This is a genomic window from Rhizobium binae (assembly GCF_017357225.1).
GTDB lineage: Bacteria > Pseudomonadota > Alphaproteobacteria > Rhizobiales > Rhizobiaceae > Rhizobium > Rhizobium binae.
Map to the genome: position 1 here is coordinate 3132504 of NZ_CP071604.1, position 15467 is coordinate 3147970.

The 15467-nt window shown below is 62.8% G+C and carries 14 protein-coding genes; all 14 read right to left on the reverse strand.

Annotation, left to right across the window (positions count from 1 at the left end; genetic code table 11):
- Window positions 1-11 precede the first annotated feature (11 nt).
- A complete protein-coding gene (locus J2J99_RS15435) occupies window positions 12-410 on the reverse strand; it encodes a DUF427 domain-containing protein (protein ID WP_168296732.1) in 399 nt (132 codons plus the stop codon).
- A 94-nt stretch (window positions 411-504) separates the two neighbouring features.
- Window positions 505-1197, reverse strand: a complete 693-nt coding sequence (locus J2J99_RS15440) for a B3/B4 domain-containing protein (RefSeq protein WP_168296731.1) — start codon at window positions 1195-1197, stop codon at window positions 505-507.
- Window positions 1198-1200: 3 nt separating this feature from the next.
- Entirely contained in the window at window positions 1201-2100 is a 900-nt protein-coding gene (locus tag J2J99_RS15445) for a DMT family transporter (RefSeq protein WP_168296730.1), read from the reverse strand.
- Window positions 2101-2286: 186 nt separating this feature from the next.
- Window positions 2287-3132, reverse strand: a complete 846-nt coding sequence (locus J2J99_RS15450) for an AraC family transcriptional regulator (RefSeq protein ID WP_168296729.1) — start codon at window positions 3130-3132, stop codon at window positions 2287-2289.
- 60 nt (window positions 3133-3192) lie between these two features.
- Window positions 3193-3978: an APH(3')-II family aminoglycoside O-phosphotransferase gene (locus tag J2J99_RS15455; protein WP_168296728.1), complete on the reverse strand. Its 786-nt coding sequence runs from the start codon at window positions 3976-3978 to the stop codon at window positions 3193-3195.
- Window positions 3975-4136 carry a hypothetical protein gene (locus J2J99_RS15460; protein WP_004677707.1) on the reverse strand — a complete coding sequence of 54 codons (162 nt, stop codon included), beginning with the start codon at window positions 4134-4136 and terminating at the stop codon, window positions 3975-3977. Before J2J99_RS15460 ends, J2J99_RS15455 begins: the two co-directional genes overlap by 4 nt.
- Before the next feature lie 106 nt (window positions 4137-4242).
- Entirely contained in the window at window positions 4243-5358 is a 1116-nt protein-coding gene (locus J2J99_RS15465; protein ID WP_207600969.1) for a DUF930 domain-containing protein, read from the reverse strand.
- A gap of 145 nt (window positions 5359-5503) precedes the next feature.
- Window positions 5504-5797 carry a GYD domain-containing protein gene (locus J2J99_RS15470; protein ID WP_168297491.1) on the reverse strand — a complete coding sequence of 98 codons (294 nt, stop codon included), beginning with the start codon at window positions 5795-5797 and terminating at the stop codon, window positions 5504-5506.
- A gap of 257 nt (window positions 5798-6054) precedes the next feature.
- The gene (gene rpoD / locus J2J99_RS15475) at window positions 6055-8112 is read right to left on the reverse strand and encodes an RNA polymerase sigma factor RpoD (protein WP_168297492.1); all 2058 of its coding nucleotides are present in this window, start codon (window positions 8110-8112) and stop codon (window positions 6055-6057) included.
- A gap of 476 nt (window positions 8113-8588) precedes the next feature.
- Entirely contained in the window at window positions 8589-8936 is a 348-nt protein-coding gene (locus tag J2J99_RS15480) for a GFA family protein (RefSeq protein WP_168297493.1), read from the reverse strand.
- Between the two features lie 10 nt (window positions 8937-8946).
- The gene (gene tdh / locus J2J99_RS15485; protein WP_168297494.1) at window positions 8947-9984 is read right to left on the reverse strand and encodes an L-threonine 3-dehydrogenase; all 1038 of its coding nucleotides are present in this window, start codon (window positions 9982-9984) and stop codon (window positions 8947-8949) included.
- Window positions 9985-10239: 255 nt separating this feature from the next.
- Entirely contained in the window at window positions 10240-11427 is a 1188-nt protein-coding gene (locus J2J99_RS15490) for a glycine C-acetyltransferase (RefSeq protein WP_168297495.1), read from the reverse strand.
- A 105-nt stretch (window positions 11428-11532) separates the two neighbouring features.
- The gene (recQ, locus tag J2J99_RS15495; protein WP_168297496.1) at window positions 11533-13398 is read right to left on the reverse strand and encodes a DNA helicase RecQ; all 1866 of its coding nucleotides are present in this window, start codon (window positions 13396-13398) and stop codon (window positions 11533-11535) included.
- Complete coding sequence (gene dnaG, locus J2J99_RS15500) at window positions 13398-15398, reverse strand: DNA primase (protein WP_168297497.1); 2001 nt, start codon at window positions 15396-15398, stop codon at window positions 13398-13400. Before dnaG ends, recQ begins: the two co-directional genes overlap by 1 nt.
- Between the last annotated feature and the right edge of the window lie 69 nt (window positions 15399-15467).

The following is a 15467-nucleotide window of genomic DNA, read 5'->3' on the forward strand; positions in this document are numbered from 1 at the left end:
CCGGGCCCGCCTCAGAAGCTGCCGGCTTCCGGAGAGGCCATTTCCTCGATGCTGTCGACGCGGTCGGGATAGAAGGCGAGATGATCCTTGATATTGCTGACGGCGGCATTCGGCGCCTCATAGGTCCAGACGGCATTCTCAGAGCGTTCGCCGCCCGGAATGATGCTGTAATAGGCGGCGTCGCCCTTATAGGGACAATGGCTGCTGTGGTCGGTGCGCCGCAGCAGCGACATGTCGACATCCTTGCGCGGAATATAGTGCACCGGCGGATAGGAGGCCTCGCGCAGCGTCAGCGCATCGTGGCTGTCGGCGATCGTCCTGCCGCCGAGCGTGACGACGACGCGGCAAGGATTGTGCTCGACGGTGATCGGGTGATCCGGCCCGGGGATCCTGATCGATTTGTCTGACATGGGTTGGTCTCCAGAAGCGATCGATCCAGTGAAGATAGGGCGGGCATGCCGCCAGCCCAAGATGTGAACGCTTCCTTCCTGGGCGTCGTCCGCTTCAGAACTCGAAACGCGGCGATGCTGCACTGAGCAGCGCCGCTTTCGTCGCCGCCGGCCAGGCCTTCGCCAGCCGATCCGCGAGCGTTGCCACCAGCCTGCCGATATCCGCCTCGGCCGACGCATGCAGCGCCTCGGCAACGATCAGCACCGACCGCGTCCTCTGCCGCACCGCCGAAAGCCCGCTCTGCCGGTTCGTCCAGCGCCGCGCATGCGCCCTCGCCGCGCCATCGACGAAGATTATCTCGTTCGGTTCGGGATGCTCGATGTCGCCGGCGAAGGTCAGATAGGTCTCACCGCCCGTCGCCCGCCGGACCTCGAGATCGCCGTCGATCTTTTCGACGTCGAAGACGGCAATGGGAATGGCGAAGGCGAGCGAGACCGCATTGCAGAGATCGACGAGCGGATGCAGGCGCGGCAGCGCATGTTCCTGACGGAAGCGGCGCAGCAGCGCCTCGGAGGCCGAGCGATATTGCGTAGGCTTCAGCCCCATGCGGGAAAAGCCGCGCCGCCAGGCCTGTATTTCCGGAAATTCGCCTTCCTGCGTTGCGGCCAGCCGGGCCTCGGCAATCGCGCTGAAGCCTGCTATCGCCGCCTCGACGTCGACATCGGCATGGATGCCGGTGGCATGGAGGGCGCCGGCGCGAAGCTCGGGAAAGGTCTGCCACAGGGCGGCGGAATGGTTGAAATGCATGGCTTATCTCCCCTCGGTCGGTTGGGTTGCGATGCGATTGCCAGCCAGGCCAAGGCCGAGCACCGCCGCCAGCACGCAGACAATGCCGGCAAGCTGGTGCAAGCCGACCGGCTCGCCGAGGATGACGAAGGCGAGCAAGACGGCGGACACCGGCGCGAGCGCGGTAAAGAGCGAGGCTTCCGTGCCGCTCACCCGTTTGGCCCCGGCATACCAGAGCAGGAAGCCGGTGACGGTCGGCACCAGCGCATAATAGACGACGGCCGCCGCAGCGCTTGCGGAATGGCCCTGGGCGGAAGGCGCCTCGAAGACGGCCGGGATGACGGCGACGGCGAAGCCGATGCCGGTCATCAGCGTCGACTGGGCAAGCGGCGGGATATCCACCGTCAGCCGCTTGTTCAGCAGGATGAACAGGCCCTCGCAGACGACCGCGAGCAAGATCAGCATATTGCCGGCGAGCGACCCGCCGGCCGCACCCGGCGTGAAGGCGATCGACAGCACGCCAGCCGTCGCCAGCGCCACCGCCAGAAGCAGGGCGGGCTGCGGCCGCTCGCCGAGCAGCACGATGGAGATTGCTGCCGAGACCACCGGCAGCGTGCCGATGATGACGCCGGCATCGGCGGCCGAGGTCCTGACGAGACCGGAGATCAGCAGCGTCGTATAACCGACGCTGCCGGCGCCGGCCTGGATGACGAGGATCAGGCGATCACGGCGCAGAAGCTTCGGCAGCCGCACGTCGGTCACCCGCATCAGCACGAGAAAAACCGGAAAGGCGAGCGCGAAGCGCAGGGCGGTGGCGGAGAATGGCGGCAGGCCGGCGGCGATGAGTTTGCTCGCAATGACGGTGCTTCCCACCGTCAGCATGGCCAGCGTCAAATAGACATAACCTTGAACCTGTCTCGACATTCCGCGTCTCCTGTTGGATGCGCCAAGGAAACAACAGGGGCCGCTCGAGGTCTTGAACGAAATTGCAGGACCTCGGCCAGCCCCGTCCTTCGAGGCCCTCAGGATGAGGCTGGAGAGAGGTCGCAGCCCGCGGCACGCACAATCAGCCCCGATCCTGAGGTGCTCGCAGCGGCCTTGAGGAGCACCTCAGGATCGGGGCGATCCCGGTGGCGAAGCTCGACGTCCCCGCTCAGACAAAGGGCCGGCATAGAGCCGCGGCGACAGGCCGTATTTGCGCACGAAGACGCGGGTCATGTGGCTCTGGTCGGCAAAGCCGCTGGCTAAGGCGGCTTCGGCAAGCGGCGTGCCCTCAGCGATCAGCCGGCGGGCGCGATGGATGCGCGCCTGGAGGAGATAGGCATGCGGCGTCAGCCCCGTCGCCCTGGCGAAGCCGCGCAGCACCTGGAAGCGGCTGAGGCCGCTTTCCCGGGCGAGATCGGCAAGCGAGACGGCGGCAAGCGGATCGTCGTCGATCAGATCCCGTGCCGCGCGGATGGAGGCCGGCACCGGCGGCCGCTCCCCGCGATCGCCCCGTTCCCGCATGACATCGGCGACGAGATGCAGAAGCAGTTGCTCTGAGAGCAGGCCGTCGGCTGCGCTGGCGGTCACCGCGCCAAACAGCATCTCGAAGCGGGCAGCGACCGCGCCATTGCGGATGACCGGATGGGGGATCTCCTGCCGCCCCGCTCCACCCGCGCCGATATCCCGCGACAGGCCGGTGACGATCTCGGGATCGAAATAGAGGATGCGCCACGATCTGCCTGCGCCAATCGGCGCGCCGTCATGCACCTCGTTCGGATTGACGGTGATGATGTCGCCGGCCGCGGCCTCGACCATGCCGCGCCCGCTCAGCGACTTCTGCGCCCCTGCTGAAACGAGGCCGATGCCGAACTGCTCATGCGTGTGCCGGCTGAAGCTGTGATGGGTTTCCGCCTCCACCGCTTCGACGCCCGCCAGCGCCGAGCGCAGCATCCTGAACTGGTTTTTCGCCATTATCTGCCCGCAGATCCGATTGCCGGCCACTTTGCCAGCCGGACAGGGAGGGCGCAATGCTTAGAAGAACTCGTCGAGCAACTGGAAATAATGGAGCTTTGCCGCATCCGGAGCTGCCAGCCCGTAGCGATCGAGGAAGGGCCGGATCAGCGCCTCGCCGAGATTAGAAGCGATGCTGCGGCAGGCGAGCGCGATATCCTGGTGACGGTCGGCGACACCGAGGCGGCTGCAATCGATATAGCCGGAGAATTGCCCGTCGGACGCAACGAAGTTCGGCAGGCAGGCGTCGCCATGGGCGACGACGAGATCCTCGTCGCCGGGCCGCAAGCGCGTGAGTTCGGCAAAGAGTGACGCGGCGCTTTGTCCGAGCCGCGCCGCGTCGAAATCCTCTTCATCGACAATTCCCGCCTGCATGCGCGCCTTGGCGACCGATAAACGTTTTTCCAGCCGGTGATCGAAGGGGCAGGAGGCAATCGACAGGTCATGGAGATCGGAAAGTGCCGCCGCCAGCAGTTCGACGCGCGTGAGCGGCGTCAGCGCCGATGCGCTGGCAAGATCGGTTCCCGGTAGCGCACTGATCAGCAGCCAGTCGCGCTCGCCGTCGCTTTCCCGGGCGATGACCGCGGGGCACGGCAGGCCGACGGCCTTGAGCCAGGAGAGCCGGGCGGCTTCATCGGCAAGCTCGCCGAACGGCCCGGCCGCCTCGACCTTCAGATAGAGCGCCGGCAGGCCTTCGCCTTCCAGCCGGAAGACGCTTGCGGCGGAACGGCCGAGCGCATCGCGTTCGAACCGGTAGCCGGAGAGCCGCTCGCCAAGCGCTGCCGGCAACGCCTTGGGAAATGTCAATGCAGCGTTTCGGCGGGGGCAGCTTCGAGCAGGATCTCGAAGGCCTCTTCGAGCGCCGCCACCAGAATATCGGTCAACTCGTCGCCCTTGTTTTCCAGGAACAGCGCGCTGACGGCTTCATCCTGACGCTCCAGAAAACGCTCGATCTCGTTCGACATATCATTGTCCCTTCTTGACCGTACCATCACGGCCATAGGGAGAGGCTAGATGCGGTTGCTTGCGTGTGGCTGGTTGCGGGCGCTAACCGATGCTGAGCACTATCGATCACGGATAGTGATACCTCGCCCACTCGCTTTTGGGAATTGCATTCCCGACACTGAACTCGAACGATACAACCTTCGTCGCGTTATCATTCACTTCGCAATTGAAAGCCAAATTGAACAATTGCTTACCGTCATAGAACGCACCACGCCTATGAGTGAGGAAATTACCGTCCGGCAGATCGTATAGGGGCACTTCAATAAGATTAGGATTATATCCGGCAGAAGAATGGAGGAGCTGCTCTCTAAGCTCGCTCCAGCAAAGCTTACCGCCACGCTTTTGGCGCGACAAATTGTTCATGGCCGTCTTGACCGTGGGATCGGAGACGAGTTTGTCGGTAAACAGCGTCTTCGCTTTCGTGAGCTTGTTCGATTCCTTGGCTTTGACGTCTGGTGGCGTTGAGGGGGGCGCTGTCGTTGAATTCGCCCGTGGTTTTGCCTGCTCGAAATTCGTCTTTGCCTCGTCTTGTCCTGTGGCAGCCGGCCCGTTCTTTTCCGGATTTGCCTCGGCAGTCTCCACCTGAGGAAGTTCGATATCCTGAGGCACGGGATTGGCCGCAGGCATCGCCTCCGCAATCACGGACTTTTGGGGCTGCGGCGGCTCGACCGGTGCCTCTTCCGGCTTTACGTCCGCAATCGGCGGCTTTGGTGCTTCCGCTTGTTGCGGCAATCCCTTTTCCATTTGCTCTGGCGCAGAATCCTTCTCGGCAAATTCAAGGACCGGACGAGCGGTACGCGGCGCGCTCGGCGCCTCCGGCTGAGGCTTTGCAGTTTCCGGTGGGGGCGGAGGGGGCGGAGGTGGTGGTGGCTGCTTCTTGGCCTGTTCCGGCGGCTTCGGCGCCGGCTGCTTCTCCTCGGGCTTCTTTTCTTCCGGCTTCCTCTCCTCCGGCGGCGGAACGAGTTCCACCTTCACGCTCTCGTCCTCAGCCGGCTTCGGCTCGATCTTCGGCAGGCCGAAAATCAGAAGGGCGATGAGCGGCACGTGCAGAAGCACGGACGCGCCAACGCCCCAGCGGATTTCAGGCCGCTGTTTTGGCGCTTCATGCGCTTCTGCCGGTTCGACGTCTTCTTCGGTCACAGCAGCGATGTGGCCTTTAAAACCGGCAGCATCAAGCCACAAATGCAAAAAACCTCGTGATCGCGCCGAAGCCATCCGCTGGCCGGTGCGCCATCCGTTGTCTCCTCAGACCTTGGGAGACGCGACACCGACGAGCGGAGCCGAGGCCGCGCCCTTAATAGGGAGAGGCGCTGAACTCTTGCATGCGTTAGCTGAGCGAGCCGATGATCTCTCGATAGGCGGCCTCCGGGAACGCCTTCAGTGTCTGGGTGCGGACATTGCCGCCCATCGCCAGCGATAGGCCAAACCGCGCCATGACGGCATCGTCAGGCGCTTCGCAGACAGCCACCATGTCGTAGCCGCCCATCGTCAGAAAGAACTGGTTGAAAGAGCCGCCCATGTCGCCGAGCAGTTTCTTCGCCGCATCCAGCCGTTTTGACGAGTCGCGAACATTGCGCACACCTTGGTCCGTCCAGTTGATCAACACAATGTAAGTGGTCATTTTGCACCTCCCAACGGAGGATTCTCCCGACACGGGCATGCGTCGGTCCTCGCTCGCGCATCGCGATCGATTTCTTCCCCCGTGGCCGGACTATAATCTTGTCACCATAGAGGGACAACAAAGGCGTCGGGATCATTGGTATTAATCACAAAAGCAAAAGCCGGGCACAAAGCCCGAGGCACGAAGCCCGGCTTTCCGATCATGACGGCAATTGTCGAAGCCTCAGCTGTCGAGGAGCGAGCGCAGCTTGCAGGTTCTTAGCTGTCCAGAAAGCTTCTCAGCTTTCTGGAGCGGCTCGGATGCTTGAGTTTGCGCAGCGCCTTCGCCTCGATCTGGCGGATACGTTCGCGGGTGACCGAGAACTGCTGGCCGACTTCTTCGAGCGTATGGTCGGTGTTCATGCCGATGCCGAAGCGCATGCGCAGCACGCGTTCCTCGCGCGGCGTCAGTGAGGCGAGGACGCGGGTCGTCGTCTCGCGCAGGTTCGCCTGGATGGCGGCGTCGATCGGCAGCAGCGCGTTCTTGTCCTCGATGAAATCGCCGAGATGCGAATCCTCTTCGTCACCCACAGGGGTTTCGAGCGAGATCGGTTCCTTGGCGATCTTCAGGACCTTGCGGACCTTTTCGAGCGGCATGGCGAGCTTTTCGGCCAGTTCTTCCGGCGTCGGCTCGCGGCCGATCTCGTGCAGCATCTGACGCGAGGTGCGGACGATCTTGTTGATCGTCTCGATCATGTGCACCGGAATGCGGATCGTGCGGGCCTGGTCGGCGATCGAGCGGGTGATCGCCTGACGGATCCACCAGGTCGCATAGGTCGAGAACTTGTAGCCGCGGCGGTATTCGAACTTGTCGACCGCCTTCATCAGGCCGATATTGCCTTCCTGAATGAGGTCGAGGAACTGCAGGCCGCGGTTCGTGTACTTCTTGGCGATGGAAATGACGAGGCGAAGGTTCGCTTCGACCATTTCCTTCTTGGCGATGCGCGCTTCGCGCTCGCCCTTCTGCACCATGTGCACGATGCGGCGGAATTCCGAGATCGAAATGCCCGTCTCGGTCGCCAGATTCTGGATCTCCTGGCGGATGTCGCGGATCGTCGTGTTCTCGCCCTTGGCGAATTCCTTCCAGCCGCGGGCGGCCAGATTGCCGATCGACTTCATCCAGTTCGGATCGAGCTCGGCGCCCTGATACTGCTCCAGGAAGCTGTCGCGCTTGACGCCGTAGGATTCGGCCAGGCGCAGCAGGCGGCCTTCGTTGGAAACGAGGCGCTTGTTGATGTCGTAGAGCTGCTCGACGAGGGCGTCGATACGGTTCTGGTTGAGCGACAGCGACTTGACCGCCTTGATGAGCTCGTCCTTGAGCTCCTTGTAGCGGCGCTCCTGGGCTGAAGACAGCGTGCCGGATGCCGACAGGCGCTGCTCGACCTGCTGGTCCTGCAGCTTGCGCAGCTTCTTGTAAGTCTCGGCGATCGTATCCAGCGTCTCCATCACCTGCGGGCGAAGCTCGGCTTCCATCGCCGCCAGCGAGAGGTTGGATTCGTCCTCGTCCTCTTCCTCCTCTTCGGGAGGCAGGCCTTCGCCGCCGACATCGGTGATATCGTCGTCACCGGAGCGGGCGCGGCGGGTCTTTTCCTTCTCTTCCGCAGCCTTGCGGTCGGCCTCGATCTTCTCGGGGCTCTGGAACTGCGGCGCAGCCTTGGCCTCGGGACCGGAATAGGTCGTTTCGAGATCGATGATCTCGCGCAGCAGCGTCGTGCCTTCGTTGAGTTCGTCGCGCCAGATGATCAGCGCCTGGAAGGTCAGCGGGCTCTCGCAGAGGCCTGCGATCATCGTCTCGCGGCCGGCCTCGATGCGCTTGGCGATCGCGATTTCGCCTTCGCGGGAGAGCAGCTCCACCGAGCCCATCTCACGCAGATACATGCGCACCGGATCGTCGGTACGGTCGGTCGGTTCTTTCTTCTTGGCGGTCGCAAGGGCGGTGCCGCCGGAAGGCGCGAGTTCGCCGCCGTCGCTGTCCTCGTCGCCGCCGGCATCGTCGTCATCGCCGCCGCCGGAAGCGCCCGCTTCCTCGGCTTCTTCGTCCTCGATGACGTTGATGCCCATGTCCGACAGCATCGACATGGTGTCTTCGATCTGCTCGGACGTCACTTCTTCGGACGGCAGAACGGCGTTCAGCTCATCCATCGTCACATAGCCGCGCTTCTTGGCGGCCTTGATCATCTTCTTGACCGCGTCGTCGGAAAGATCGAGAAGAGGGCCGTCGCTTGCGCCGTCGCGTTCGACTTCCGCGTCTTCGTTCTCTTTGACCTTGGTTGCCATTTATATCGTCGCCTTCCTGACGCTATCCAATCTCGCTACGGTGAATGGGCCGCCTCAGGGCCGGACGCGTCGCTCGCGCCGCCCTAGAATCACCTTTGCCCACCTAACGGGATGACATTTAAAGCCTGATTAACCATGATCGCCGGCACCGGACAGCAAAGCTTTTTTTGCTTTTGGAGTTCCGGCCATGGTTGCGCGATCCGCCTTGACCCAGTTCACCGTTTCAACAAGTCGAACGGTGATTCCTACATTTTTTGTTCTCGTCAAGCTTTTCCAGAAAAAAAGCTCACGAAATATCGGAAAAAGCCTTATCCACAGGCTTCGAACCGCGACTGCGATTGCGAACCTTATTTAAGAAGCGTCGAACAAAAGACAAGGGCAGCTTAGATTTTGCCCATCGCAGCAGTTGTTTCGGCCGTTTTTGCAGTTTTGCGGCGATATATTCGCCGGTTCCCGGCAGGCGCCATTCTCTGTTTCTAATGCGCGGCCCCGTCATAGGCCGTCACCTTCAGCGCGCCGAGATCGATCGCCGGGATGCAGCGCAGATTGATCGACGCCATGGCAGCGCCGTTCGGCGCCGCCCCCTCGCCGAAGGGCGCAATACCGCACCTGGGGCAGAAGTGATGCCGGATGACATGCCTGTTGAAAGTATAGGTGGAGATATTCTCCTCAGGCGTCTTCAGCACCAGATTCTCACGCGGCACGAAGGCCAGATGTCCGCCGCGCCGGCGGCAAAGCGAACAGTTGCAGTCGAGCGCCTCGGTGAACTCGCCTTCGACTTCGAAAGCAATATTGCCGCAATGGCAGCTGCCTTCATAAATCATCGCGTCCTCCTCACATCCAATCCATGACGACTTTGCCGGAATTGCCTGACCGCATCGCCTCGAAGCCGTCGCGGAAATCGTCGATCTTGATGCGATGGGTGATGATGGGTGATAGATCGAGGCCGCCCTGGACGAAGGCGATCATCTTGTACCAGGTCTCGAACATCTCCCGGCCGTAGATGCCCTTGAGATTGAGCATTTTGAAGATCACCTTGTTCCAGTCGATCTCGAAGCCCGCCGGCGCAATGCCCAGAATGGCGATCTTGCCGCCATTGTTCATCTTGTCGATCATGTCGCGGAAGGCGGGTGCGGCACCTGACATTTCAAGCCCGACGTCGAAACCCTCGGTCATGCCGATCGTCTTCATCACGTCGGCGAGATTTTCCTTCGACGCGTCGACGACATGGTCGATGCCGAGCTTGCGCGCCAGGTCGAGTCGATGCGGATTGATATCGGTGATGACGACCTTGCGGGCGCCGGAACGTTTGGCGACGAGCGCGCCCATGATGCCGATCGGTCCGGCGCCGGTGACAAGGACGTCCTCGCCGACGAGATCGAAGGAGAGTGCCGTGTGCACGGCATTGCCGAACGGATCGAAGATCGCGGCGATCTCATCGGAAATATCATCGGGGATCGGCACGACATTGCTTTCGGGAATGCAGACGAACTCGCCGAACGAACCCGGACGGTTGACGCCGACGCCGAGTGTGTTGCGGCAGAGATGCCCCCTGCCCGCCCGGCAGTTGCGGCACTTGCCGCAGACGATATGCCCCTCGCCGGAAACCCGCTCGCCGACATGATAGCGGGTGACGGCAGAGCCGATCTCGGCGATCTCGCCGCAAAATTCATGGCCGACGACCATCGGCACCGGAATCGTCTTCTGCGCCCACTGGTCCCAGTTCCAGATATGCACGTCGGTGCCGCAGATCGCCGATTTCTTCACCCGGATCAGCACATCATTCGGCCCGACCTCCGGCACCGGCACATTCTCCATCCAGAGCCCGACCTCGGGCTTCGATTTGACCAGCGCCTTCATCATGTTCGACATCGACTATATCCTGCCCTTGTTCTAGTGCCGGACCTTGCGACTCCCTCTTCTGCCCAGCGGGGAGAAGGTGCCCGTAGGGCGGATGAGGGAGCGACACGGCACACCATAGAGACCTTACTTTATTTCCCACTTACCGCTCGAACGTCGCTTCGCTCCTTCCCCCTCAGCTGTCCTGTCGGACTAACCAGCGGCGAGCCGCCGGTCTCGCCCAGTCCTTCGGACCCCCGCTGGGAGAAGAGGAAGAGTGAGCTGCGCTCAAATCACACCCAACTCCCGCCCGGCCTCGGCAAAGGCCGCAATCGCCCGCTCGACATCCGCCTTGGAATGCGCCGCCGACATCTGCGTGCGGATGCGGGCCTGCCCCTTCGGCACAACCGGGAACGAGAAGCCGATCACATAGATGCCCTTCTTCAGCATCAGGCCCGCCATATCCTGGGCAAGCTTGGCGTCGCCGAGCATGACCGGGATGATCGGATGGCCTTCGCCGGCGAGCGTGAAGCCGAGCCTGGTCATCTCGCGGCGGAAAAGATCGGCATTGTCGGAAAGGCGCTTGCGCAAGGCGTCGCCGTTTTCGATCAGGTCGAACACTTTGAGAGAGGCAGCGGCAATAACGGGCGCCAGTGTGTTCGAGAACAGATAGGGCCGCGAGCGTTGCCGCAGCCATTCGACGACCTCGGCCTTCGCCGAGGTATAACCGCCCGAGGCGCCGCCGAGCGCCTTGCCGAGTGTGCCGGTGATGATATCGATCCGGCCCTCGACGCCGCAATGTTCGGCCGAGCCGCGGCCGTGCCTGCCGACGAAGCCGACGGCATGGCTGTCATCGACCATGACCATGGCGCCGTATTTCTCGGCGAGATCGCAGACCCCGCTCAGATTGGCGATGATGCCATCCATCGAGAAGACGCCGTCAGTGGCGATCAGCTTGAAGCGGCTACCTTCGGCCTTCTTCAATTCCTCTTCGAGCGCCGCCATGTCGTTGTTCGCGTAACGGAAGCGCTTGGCCTTCGACAGCCTGACGCCGTCGATGATCGAGGCATGGTTCAGCGCATCCGAAATGATCGCGTCCTCTTCGGAAAGCAGCGTCTCGAACAGGCCGCCATTGGCGTCGAAGCAAGAGGAATAGAGGATCGTGTCTTCCATGCCGAGGAAGGAGGAAATGCGCGCTTCGAGCTGCTTATGCTCCTCCTGCGTGCCGCAGATGAAGCGCACCGAAGCCATGCCATAGCCGTAGCGGTCGAGCGCCTGCTTGCCCGCCTCGGCCAATTCCTCATTGTCGGCAAGGCCGAGATAATTGTTGGCGCAGAAATTCAGCACCCGCTCGCCGGTCGAAATCGCAATCTCGCCCCCTTGCTTGGAACTGATGACCCGTTCGGATTTATAGAGCCCGGCATCCTTCAGCGCCGAAATCTCGGCGCGGAGATGGGAGAGAAATGGCGAGGTCATGGGCGGCCCTTCCTGATGTTTTTATAGTTTTCGGGTTAGCATATCGCCATCGCCTTGTCTTGTTCAGCGCTGGGCCGAGATCGGCAGGAACATCGGCCGATCCGCTCAATCGTCATGCGCCAGGATGATCTCCAGGAAGGCGTCGCCATAGCGTTCGAGCTTCGCCTGCCCGACGCCCGATATGGCGAGCAGTTCCTTGCGGCTGCGCGGCCGTTCCGTGGCGAAGGCGATGAGCGTCGTATCGGGAAAGACGACATAGGGCGGCACGCCAAGCGATTTGGCGATCGCCATGCGCTCGGCCCGCAACGCCTCGAACAGACTGCCGTCGGCGCCCGACAGCGCCGATTTGCGCTCGCTGCGCTCCGCTTTCTTCGCGCGCCGTTCCGAGGCAGGCCGGTCCTTGCGGAAGAATACCTGTCGCTCGCGCTTGAACACGGCGCGCGCTTCCGGCTCCAATTTAAGCGCCCCATAGGCATCGTGATCGACCCGGATCAGCCCCATGGCGAGCAATTGCCGCCAGACAGACTGCCAGGTCCGCGCCGGAATGTCCTTGCCGGCGCCGAAGACGGGCATATCGACATGGCCGAAACGCTCGGTCTTCTCGTTGACATTGCCGACGAGCACGTCGATGACGTGGCCGGCGCCGAAACGCTCGCCGGTGCGATAGATGGCAGCCAGCGCCTTGATCGCCGCTTCCGTGCCGTCCCAGGTCTCGACCGGCTTCAGGCAGGTGTCGCAATTGCCGCACTGGCCGGCGTGGGCCTCCCCGAAATGGGCCAGGATTGCCTGCCGCCGGCAGGAGGCGGTCTCGCAGATCGCCAGCAAGGCATTGAGCTTGGCGCGCTCGACCCGCTTGATCTCCACGGCGGCATTGCCCTCGTCGATCATCCGGCCGCGCTGAATGACGTCGGCCATGCCATAGGCCATCCAGACCTCCGACGGCAGGCCGTCGCGGCCGGCGCGCCCGGTCTCCTGGTAATAGGCTTCGACCGAACCCGGCAGGTCGAGATGGGCGACGTAACGCACATTCGGTTTGTCGATGCCCATGCCGAAGGCGACGGTGGCAACCAGGCAGAGGTTCTCTTCCTTCAGGAAGGCATCCTGATGGGCGTCACGAAGCGCCCGGTCCATGCCGGCATGATAAGGCAGTGCGCGAATCCCCTGCCCGTTCAGCCAGTCGGTCGTATCCTCGACCTTGGCGCGCGACAGGCAATAGACGATGCCGCTGTCGCCCTTATGGTCTGACAGGAAGCGCAGAAGCTGCTGGCGAGGCTGATCGCGCTCGACGATCTCATAGCTGATGTTGGGACGATCGAAGCTGGTGGTGAAGATCTCGGCAGCGTCGAGCCCCAGCCGCTCGACGATATCGTCGCGCGTATGCGGATCAGCCGTTGCCGTCAGCGCAATCCTGGGCACACCGGGATATTGATCGCCGAGCCGGCCGAGCTCACGATATTCCGGCCGGAAATCATGCCCCCATTGCGAAACGCAATGGGCCTCGTCGATCGCAAACAGCGCGATCTTCTCGTTGGCGATCAGCTCGCGGAAGCCGTCCGTGAGGATGCGCTCCGGCGTCACATAGAGAAGGTCGAGCCTGCCGCCCGAAAGCGCGCGGCGGACCTCGACGAATTCTTCGCGCGACAGCGACGAATTGAGTGCGGCGGCGCGAATGCCGAGCTGCTTCATCGCCTCCACCTGATCGCGCATCAGCGCAATCAGCGGCGAAACAACGATGCCGACGCCTTCGCGGCAGAGCGCCGGGATCTGGAAGCACAGTGATTTGCCCGCGCCTGTCGGAAAGAGCACCACCGCATCGCCGCCCGACACGACATGCTCGATCACCTGCTGCTGCTTGCCGCGAAAGGAGGAGTAACCGTAGATCTGCTGCAAAACCCCGAGCGGCGAGCGGCCGGCGGAAAACAGCGCATCGGCAGCGGAAAAGCCGGCTTCGTTCCGTTCGGTCAGCGACATCAGTGGTTCGCCGCCCCTTTGACGCGGCCGGAAAGCACGCCGAAGCCGTCGATGATCGCCTCCTGGTTCTCGAGGCGCACGCCTTCCAGATGCACTTCCTGCTGGGCCCGTATCAGCTGAACGATCGCCTCGCCGTCGCCGGCTTCAGTGGCCAGCGCAATCTCGCGTTCGAGCTCCATCTTCTGTCGACGCAGCGCCTTTGCCCGTTTGTGGAAGGCGAGCGCCTGGCGGTAACCCTCACGCGCATCCTCCATCGCCGCCTCCTCCGTCGCCGTCCAGAGCCTGGCATTGCGCACTTGCTGGTCGAGGCTCTTGATCAGCGGACCGAAGCCTTCGAATTCCAGCCGTTCGGTCAGATAGTCGCGCGTCAGATGCGGGCCGGCAACGGCGGCCGCTGCCCCAAGCACCGCCGACCACAACCGTTGCAGCTCGCGGCTGTCATATTCGATCGCGGCGATCTCGTCATAATCGTCGATCATCAGCGCCGGATGATTGACGATGGTGAGCGCCAGCACGCTTTCGCGCAGCGCCGTATTGTCCCGGTGGCCACGCACGGGGCCCGAGCGGGCAAGCCGGTCGGAAATCAGGCTCGGGCTTTTCGGCCCTGCCTTGCCGGCATTGTCGCGGCCGGCCCGGGAATTGCCGCCGAAACCGCGCCGCTCGCCATTGTTGCGGCTTTGGAACTGCGGCTGGAAGAAGGCGTTCAGCCGGTCGCGAATATCCTGCTGGTAATGACGGCGCACATTCTCGTCGGCGATGACGGCCACGAGCTGCTTCAGCCGCGCCTCGAGCTCGGCGCGCGCCTCGGGCGTGTCGAATTTGCCGGTGTTGATCTCCCGGCTCCACAGCATCTCCGAAAGCGGCTTTGCCTGGCTCATCACCTTGTCGAACGGCGCGCGGCCCTCATCGCGCACGAGATCATCAGGGTCCTTGCCGTCGGGCAGAAGCGCGAAGCGGACCGAGCGCCCGGGCTTCAGATGCGGCAGCGCCAGTTCGGCGGCGCGATTGGCGGCGCGGATGCCGGCGCCGTCGCCATCGAAGCAGAGCACCGGCTGCGGCACCATCTTCCAGAGCAGCTCGAGCTGGTTCTCGGTGAGCGCCGTGCCGAGCGGCGCGACCGCGTTCTCGATACCCGCCTGGTGCAGCGCGATCACGTCCATATAGCCTTCAACGGCAATGATCGTGCCGCTCGCATTGTCGTTCTGCTGATCGCCGCGGCCCGGCCCCTGGATGGCGCGGCGCGCGCGGGCGAAATTGTAGAGCACATTGCCCTTGTGGAAGAGCTCCGTCTCGTTGGAGTTCAGATATTTCGCCGGCGCATCTGATGACATTGCGCGTCCGCCGAAGGCGATCACCTTTTCCCGCGACGAGAGGATCGGGAACATGATGCGGTCGCGGAAGCGATCATAGGAAACCGGCACGTCCTCATGCACAACAAGGCCGCAGGCTTCGATCTGCTCCTTCGAGACGCCCTTGCCGGCGAGAAATTCCTTGAGCGCATTGCGGCTGTCGGGCGCATAGCCGAGGCGGAAGGTCTCGATGGTGCGCCCGGTCAGCCCGCGATCGCGCAGATAGGCGCGCGCCTTCGCGCCATTGGCTGTCTGCAGCTGGTCCTGAAAGAAGGCCGTCGCCATTTCCATGACGTCGAGCAGCGAGCCGCGCTCCTTCTCGCGCTTTTCCATGACAGGATCGGCAAGCGGCATCGGCACGCCGGCCATATCGGCGATCTGCTGCACCGCCTCGGGAAAACTCAGGCCTTCGAGCTCGGTGAGGAAGCGGAAATGGTCACCGGTGACGCCGCAGCCGAAGCAGTGATAGCGGCCCTTCCGGTCCTCGCAGTGGAAGCTCGGCGACTTCTCGCCGTGGAACGGGCAGCAGGCCCAGTAATCGCCGCGCGACACATTGGTCTTGCGCTTGTCCCAGCTCACACGGCGCGCGATCACGTTCGAAATCGGAACGCGGTCACGGATCTCATCGAGAAAGGTGTTGGAAAAGCGCATTTATACCTCTTGGCCAACCTCCATATAATCTGCTTTGTCGTACCATGCCACGAAACTTGTCACGAAAAC

Bases quoted from the DNA above. Each gene is read 5' to 3' on its own strand.
- J2J99_RS15435 (WP_168296732.1), bottom strand. From the start codon at position 410: ATGTCAGACAAATCGATCAGGATCCCCGGGCCGGATCACCCGATCACC.
- J2J99_RS15440 (WP_168296731.1), bottom strand. From the start codon at position 1,197: ATGCATTTCAACCATTCCGCCGCCCTGTGGCAGACCTTTCCCGAGCTT.
- J2J99_RS15445 (WP_168296730.1), bottom strand. From the start codon at position 2,100: ATGTCGAGACAGGTTCAAGGTTATGTCTATTTGACGCTGGCCATGCTG.
- J2J99_RS15450 (WP_168296729.1), bottom strand. From the start codon at position 3,132: ATGGCGAAAAACCAGTTCAGGATGCTGCGCTCGGCGCTGGCGGGCGTC.
- J2J99_RS15460 (WP_004677707.1), bottom strand. From the start codon at position 4,136: ATGTCGAACGAGATCGAGCGTTTTCTGGAGCGTCAGGATGAAGCCGTC.
- J2J99_RS15470 (WP_168297491.1), bottom strand. From the start codon at position 5,797: ATGACCACTTACATTGTGTTGATCAACTGGACGGACCAAGGTGTGCGC.
- rpoD (WP_168297492.1), bottom strand. From the start codon at position 8,112: ATGGCAACCAAGGTCAAAGAGAACGAAGACGCGGAAGTCGAACGCGAC.
- J2J99_RS15480 (WP_168297493.1), bottom strand. From the start codon at position 8,936: ATGATTTATGAAGGCAGCTGCCATTGCGGCAATATTGCTTTCGAAGTC.
- tdh (WP_168297494.1), bottom strand. From the start codon at position 9,984: ATGTCGAACATGATGAAGGCGCTGGTCAAATCGAAGCCCGAGGTCGGG.
- J2J99_RS15490 (WP_168297495.1), bottom strand. From the start codon at position 11,427: ATGACCTCGCCATTTCTCTCCCATCTCCGCGCCGAGATTTCGGCGCTG.
- recQ (WP_168297496.1), bottom strand. From the start codon at position 13,398: ATGTCGCTGACCGAACGGAACGAAGCCGGCTTTTCCGCTGCCGATGCG.
- dnaG (WP_168297497.1), bottom strand. From the start codon at position 15,398: ATGCGCTTTTCCAACACCTTTCTCGATGAGATCCGTGACCGCGTTCCG.